Below are 6,982 nucleotides of genomic sequence, written 5' to 3' on the forward strand. Positions count from 1 at the left end.
CCAATTTAGCGTTGAAATTCATAGATCGATCCTAAATCTAGAATCTGCGTCAGCTCATCCAGAGCGGTATAAACTTCACGAAGTAATTGGGGATCGACCAGATCGCTGGAACATAATTCATCACGATAATGCTGTTCTATCCATTTGGTCAGACGATCATAAAGCTGGGTATTCATCAATGTTGCAGAATTGACCGCACGGAATTCAGCATCATTTAACACAACCCTCAGACGTAAACATGCCGGTCCGCCGCCATTACGCATACTTTCCCGAAGATCAAAAACACAGACGTCATTAATAGGTGAAGAGGCTTGCGCAATCAGTGACTGCAAATAGGTCCAAACGGCGACATTTTGGCGGCACTCTTCAGGAACAACGATCATCATTTTTCCATCAGTTTTACTCAGTAACTGACTATTAAAGAGATAAGAATCAACCGCATCTTTAATACTTACCCGCTCTGAAGGTACTTCAATCGCGACAAAATCATGTCCCAATCGCGCCATCTTCTGCTCAATTTCTGTCAGAATTTGATCCTGATTAAGGTAAGCATGCTGATGATGAAAGAGGACATTTCGATTGCTAACCGCGATCACATCATTGTGAAAAACACCGCTATCAATAGCGACTGGCTTTTGTTGCACGAAGACGGTTTGTGCCGGATTAAGTTGATGCAGCCGTGCAACCGCTTCACTGGCTTCCCGTGTTTGCCGCGCGGGATAAAGCTGAGGCACTGGACCACCACGCAGCACGCTACGCCCATAAACAAATACCTGCACACCGGGCGTATGATAGTCACCACAGAGACGATTATGGTTTGCCGCCCCTTCATCACCAAAGTCTTCATGTTGTGGAAGGGCACGATGATGCACAAAGTAGTTTTTATCAGCAAAAGTGGCTTTTAGTGCAGCTGATGTTGTTTCTGTCTCCAGCGAACGATGCAGTTTATTATTTAAATTTGCTACCGTGAAATGCACTCGCTGGTCGGCACTATCCGCCGAAGGTGATACGGTTGCTGCATTTGCTGTCCACATTGATGACGCAGAACTCAGCTTTGATAACAATACGGGAGAATATTGAGCCGCTTTCTGGAGTACTTGCTCATCACTGCCTGCAAAACCTAAATGACGCAAAGCCGGGATATTAGGGCGTTGTTGCGGCGGAAGCACCCCCTGAATAAACCCTGCATCAGCCAGCGACTTCATTTTCATCAACCCTTGAAGCGCCGCTTTACGTGGGTTAGATACGCTATCTCTATTATAGACAGAAGCCTTGTTGCCCACTGAAAGCCCCGCGTAATGATGGGTCAGACCGACCAACCCATCAAAATTTGCTTCAAAACCAGACATAGATACCTCTGGAAAAATGGTATTAAATTAATCAGGGAAATGAATTCCCGGCGAAAGCGTTTCAGGTAAAAAAAGTTCATCGGAAACAAGGGATGCCATCGGCCAGGCACAGTAATCAGCAGCATAATAAGCGCTGGGTCGGAAGTTCCCTGATGCACCAATACCACCGAAAGGTGCTTTACTCGACGCCCCTGTCAATGGTTTATTCCAGTTCACAATTCCAGCTCGCGCATCTTCTGATAAGCGCTGGAACAGTGCAGCATCCGGCGAAATTAAACCGATAGCCAATCCGAATCGGGTGTTATTGGCGATAGCCAATGCTTCATCAAATGTGTCATAACGCATCAGCGTAAGCAGTGGCCCGAAATACTCTTCATCAGGGACATCAGCTATTTGGCTAACATCAATGATTCCTGGGGTCAGCAGTGTTGATTGTGGATTGCATTGCTCCAGCGCAACTAGAGAGATACCACCGAGTTTTTGTAGCCGATCTTGCGCTTCCAATAGATTTTGCACAGCCTGTAGAGAAATGACTCCGCCGATAAAGGGTTGAGGTTGAGCATCCCAGTGGGATGGCACGATCCGCTTTGTCACCTCCACCAAACGCTTAATCACCGTATCTCCATGTGCGCCATTTTTCACCAACAATCTGCGAGCACAGGTACAGCGTTGACCGGCAGAGATAAATGCTGATTGCACAATGGTGTAAACAGCGGCATCAATATCGTCGCAAGCATCGACAATCAGTGCGTTATTTCCCCCCATTTCAAGCGCCAATATCTTCTCTGGCTGACCGCCAAGCACTCGGTGAAAATGAAAGCCAGTATTGGCACTCCCGGTAAACAGCACGCCATCAATCTGTTTATCCTCCAGCAATGCGGTACCTGTATTGCGCGCTCCCTGAACCAGATTGAGCACCCCCGCGGGTAAACCAGCTTTTTCCCACAGTTTCACGGTTTCTTCAGCAGTCATCGGAGTCAATTCACTCGGTTTAAACACCAACGTATTACCCGCAATCAATGCCGGAATAATATGACCATTAGGTAAGTGCCCAGGAAAGTTATACGGACCAAAAACCGCCATGACACCATGAGGTCGATGACGCAATAACGCCCGACCATCTGGCATAATGGTTTCCGATTCTCCCGTGCGCTGTTCCCATGCTTCGATGGAAATAGCCACTTTACCTATCATGGATTGTATTTCGGTACGAGTTTCCCATAAGGGTTTACTGGTTTCTTGACTGATAACACGGGCAAGGGCTTCTTTCTGTTCATTCAGCAAGGCTGCAAACGCCTGGACGACGTTAATTCGTTCACTGGCCGGCAAATGTGACCAGGCATAAAACGCCTCGCGGGCAGACTGACAAGCGGCTCTGACTTGAGCAGCATCAGCGCTGTTAGCTTGCCACAGAATTTGTTGATCTACTGGTGAGAATTTGGTCATTGACTCACCCAGCCCTTCGATCCACCTTCCCCCAATGTAATGTGCTTTATAATTCATATATTAGTTTTCCTTTGGAAAGAGACTGACGAGTCGCACCTGCTCCCCATCACTGACCTGCAATGCATCCATTTCAACGGAGGTTAAAAGAAGTTCATTGCTATCATCGGCAACATTCAATAAGAGCGATCGAAATTCATGAAAGTGCTGATTGGCAACGATGCAAGGAACGCCGTTGCTTCGGATCACTGACTTAACTTTACTGACAGAAACAAGCCGACTCTCTTTTACTGCGCGTATCCGGTCTATCTCAGCCTGTAGTAAAGCGCCTGCATCAAAAATATCTATATGGCCTTGATAGGAAAAACCTTCTTTCTCAAGAATCGCTCGGGCCGGAACCGTTTTCTCATGAACTTGCCCGATCACCTTCTGCGCCTCAGCAGGCAATAGGGATATATAAACAGGATGAAGGGGCATCAGTTCTGCAATAAAGGTCTTCGAGCCAATACCAGTTAAGTAATCTGCCTGAGAAAAAGGAATGCCAAAAAAATGTTGGCCCAGCGAGTTCCAGAAAGGTGAATTTCCTTGTTCATCGGCAACGCCACGCATTTCAGCGAATATGATTTTAGAAAAAAGATCCCTAAATGCGGCGATAAAAAGGAAACGCGCTTTAGAGAGAAATGTCCCATTTTTTTCTTTTTGATATTCCGGGTCCAGGAACAAGGTACATAATTCGCTGTTACCCGTCTGATCCTGTTCCAACGTTAACGCTTCAATAGCCTTATAAACGCCCAGCTCACGTGATGAGCGAATTGTTCTTTGTACCCGAAAGTTATAAAACGGCTCTTCCAGCCCTACCGCAGCTTCTATGGCACTGACGCCCACTACGCGATTCTCACGGGTATCTTCCAATACAAAAAGGAATCCCTGCTGAGCTCTGGTCAGTTTTCCGTCAAAAGTATCGACGCTACGTGTAACACGTGAACGTAATTGATCCAAGTTATTTGGCAAAGATGTCAGACCTATACCCGCACGCTCAGATAGAGCCTGAATGCCCTTTAAGTCACTATGCCGGACAGTTCGGAAAAGCATCATAACGTCACCTTCAATTTACTATTAACCGACAAACCGCATGATGGCACTTTCAAGACGAATCAGACCTTCATCAATATCAGCAAATTCAATGTTTAATGCAGGAGCAAAGCGCAATACATCTGGGCCGGCAATCAACGCAATCAACCCCTCTTCTGCTGCAATATTGGTCAACTGTTTCGCTTTACCCTGCCAACTCTTATTCAATTCAGCCCCTAAAAGTAGCCCTTTGCCCCGCAGGCAATGGAATATTTGATAACGCTGGTTGAGTTTAGATAATCTATCCATAAAATAATCATGACGCTGTTGAACTCCGGCAAGAAGCTCTGGTTGATTAACAATGGAAAGCACTTTATTAGCGACTGCCGCTGCCAGAGGATTACCACCAAAAGTCGTCCCATGCGTGCCGGGCTGAAAAGCTTCTGCAATATGTTGTTTCGTTAACATAGCACCAATAGGAAAACCACCACCAAGACCTTTCGCACTGGTCAGAATATCAGGCTCCACGCCACACTCCTGATAAGCATACAGGTACCCGGTACGACCTACTCCCGTTTGGATTTCATCGAAAATAAGTAATGCTTGAAAGCGATCACATAAGGTACGTAATTCCTGCAAAAATTCAGGATCAGCTGGAATAACCCCACCTTCACCAATAATAGGTTCAACAATAATCGCACAAGTATTTTCGGAAATATGTTCTCTGATTGCAGATAAATCGTTATAAGGCAGATGAGTAATTTCTTGCGGAAGAGGTGCATAATCTTGTGAATATTTTGGTTGTCCTCCTACTGTTACGGTAAATAATGTCCTGCCATGAAAAGAGTCTTTAAATGAGATAATCTCGTTTTTATTTTTTCCATATTTATCAGCAGAATATTTCCTGGCGAGTTTTAATGCTGCCTCATTAGCTTCTGCGCCTGAATTACAGAAAAATACCTTATCAGCAAAAGTATTTTCCACAAGTCTTTTTGCTAATTTAAGAACTGGCTCATTCGTGTAACCATTTCCTATATGCCATATTTTTTCGACCTGAGAAATTAGCTCATCCTTTAATTCAGGATAGGCATGTCCTAATGAGTTAACCGCAATTCCACCAGCAAAATCAATATATTCCTTTCCATCCTGATCCCATACTTTCGAGCCTTTAGCTTGAACAGGTATGAACTTAGCCGGAGAGAAACAAGGTACCATATAGTGATCAAACCAACTTCTCTGAATATTTTCTAACATAGATCATTTCCCCTTAAAATAGAGAGCGTCTGAACGAAACAAAGTAATATACCCGTCATCTTTCAAGTTGCTTCTTTGTTGGCTGCACTCACTCACCCCGGTCACATAGTTATCTATGCTCCCGGGGATTCGCTCCCTTGCCGCCGCGATGCATCTTGAAATCTATTGGGTATATAACCCTCATTACTTTTCAGCCCGTATTGATATAACCAATTAATGAATACTGAGGAAAAGGTTTACTAAGTTGAATGCTAAAAAGCATTGAAGATAAATAAAATTACATGATTTAGTTAATATTATTAATTCTTATCACTTATCAGTATTTTCGAAAAACAATCCCTCAGCCATTGGACAGATACTGTTGCCCACGCTTAACAAAGTCAACACAAGTTATAAACAAAAAAAATACTTTTTGATCTCGTTCAAAGTTCCAAAAAGTATTTTTATGCACAATTTATGCGAAAATACTGAATAATCAATGAATAAAAAGTGAATAATTTAAATCTACTGTATATAGATGAAAAGAATAAATAAATAATTATTCATTAATAACGTCTGAAATTTACCAACTCGTGTATAAAATAAAATTTGACTGGATCTAATTTTGTAATAACCAGGCTGGTTCTATCATTAAAATAACAAAATAAATGAACAATCTGACTGTTAATTAATAAAAAACTAACTGCTAACTCAGAAAATTAGAGATATCTAAACTCTCTTATATTTCAGATGATAACAGCACTATCGCTTGGTTAAGTTATTATAATAATTTGTTCGTATCATAGCTTATCTCAATGATTTATCTGGATTAGATAAACGGTTCAGATCCTACATGAAGAAAATTATTCTATCGCAATTATCACTTTCCTTATCCTGTTTTAATACAGAAAAAATCCGGTATAAACAATATATACCGGATTATCACACCAACCCTAAATTATTTAATATTCCTTAATATATTAGTGTCACTGCCCATCCCCATCACAATTGCTTGCTAACGCCATATTCAGCGCCTGGGCTAAAACAACTCGATTCTCATTATCCTCCAATAAACTAAAATGGTTACCCGGCATAGCAATCAACCGCAGTAAAGTATCAGGCATTACCTGTTCCCAGCCCAGCGACGGCTCTATATTGGCAGCTTCTGGCTTTTCATCCGTCACAAAAGAAATCTCAGAGGAAGGCTCCATCGCATAAAACTGATGCAACGTTATCGCTAATGCTTGCGGCTGATAATCTCTGACTATTTGCGTATAGTTCTCTATCTGCTCCCAACGCTTCGCAATAACATCCGCTCTCAAATTCGCCGGATATAACGCCAATTGTTGTGCCTCCTCAATAAACTGCACCAAATTCAGCTCATCCATTCGCTGATACAGCGCCGCGACCTCTTCTGTCTGCTGCTCCCCTGCCTGCCGGGCCAACTCACTAAAGAAATGATGCTGAGGTTGCATCGGCTGTTCCCCTAAATCATGAGGCGCTGGCGTATCAATCAAGCCCAAGAAATTCACCCCCTCTCCGGCATTCAAAAGTCGCTCAACAATCGCATAAGCCAATATGCCGCCTGAGGAGTAACCGCCTATCCGATACGGACCCTCCGGCTGAACCGCTTGCATTAAAGTGATCATTCTGACCGCCTGCGCTTCCATCGTTGCCATTGGCTCCTCATCGACTGACTGCCAGGGCAAGGCATAAATCGGGTAGCCTGATGGCAGATGGTTAGCCAGTCCGAAGACATAGGAATAGTCACCCATCCCACTGGGAACAAAGAACAATGGCGGTTCTGTTCCATCCTGTCGCACCGATATGGCACTGGTTTGCGGCTCAGACAACGAATCTGATGTGATTTTTGCGGCCAGTTCTGC

Annotated in this window: 5 protein-coding genes; all 5 read right to left on the reverse strand. The window is 43.8% G+C overall.

Annotation, left to right across the window (positions count from 1 at the left end):
- Positions 1–5 precede the first annotated feature (5 nt).
- Positions 6–1,349 carry an N-succinylarginine dihydrolase gene (gene astB / locus BO26_RS12260; RefSeq protein WP_036771718.1) on the reverse strand — a complete coding sequence of 448 codons (1,344 nt, stop codon included), beginning with the start codon at positions 1,347–1,349 and terminating at the stop codon, positions 6–8.
- Between the two features lie 27 nt (positions 1,350–1,376).
- Positions 1,377–2,852 carry a succinylglutamate-semialdehyde dehydrogenase gene (gene astD / locus BO26_RS12265; protein WP_036771719.1) on the reverse strand — a complete coding sequence of 492 codons (1,476 nt, stop codon included), beginning with the start codon at positions 2,850–2,852 and terminating at the stop codon, positions 1,377–1,379.
- A gap of 3 nt (positions 2,853–2,855) precedes the next feature.
- Positions 2,856–3,887 carry an arginine N-succinyltransferase gene (astA, locus tag BO26_RS12270; protein WP_036771722.1) on the reverse strand — a complete coding sequence of 344 codons (1,032 nt, stop codon included), beginning with the start codon at positions 3,885–3,887 and terminating at the stop codon, positions 2,856–2,858.
- 21 nt (positions 3,888–3,908) lie between these two features.
- Positions 3,909–5,117: an aspartate aminotransferase family protein gene (locus tag BO26_RS12275; protein WP_036771724.1), complete on the reverse strand. Its 1,209-nt coding sequence runs from the start codon at positions 5,115–5,117 to the stop codon at positions 3,909–3,911.
- Between the two features lie 965 nt (positions 5,118–6,082).
- Positions 6,083–6,982: thioesterase domain-containing protein (locus tag BO26_RS12280; RefSeq protein WP_036771727.1), on the reverse strand; the 900-nt coding region annotated here is incomplete at its 5' end.

The organism is Photorhabdus australis DSM 17609 (genome assembly GCF_000711895.1).
Taxonomy (GTDB): Bacteria; Pseudomonadota; Gammaproteobacteria; order Enterobacterales; family Enterobacteriaceae; genus Photorhabdus; species Photorhabdus australis.

Bases quoted from the DNA above. Each gene is read 5' to 3' on its own strand.
- astD (WP_036771719.1), bottom strand. From the start codon at position 2,852: ATGAATTATAAAGCACATTACATTGGGGGAAGGTGGATCGAAGGGCTG.
- BO26_RS12275 (WP_036771724.1), bottom strand. From the start codon at position 5,117: ATGTTAGAAAATATTCAGAGAAGTTGGTTTGATCACTATATGGTACCT.
- astB (WP_036771718.1), bottom strand. From the start codon at position 1,349: ATGTCTGGTTTTGAAGCAAATTTTGATGGGTTGGTCGGTCTGACCCAT.
- astA (WP_036771722.1), bottom strand. From the start codon at position 3,887: ATGATGCTTTTCCGAACTGTCCGGCATAGTGACTTAAAGGGCATTCAG.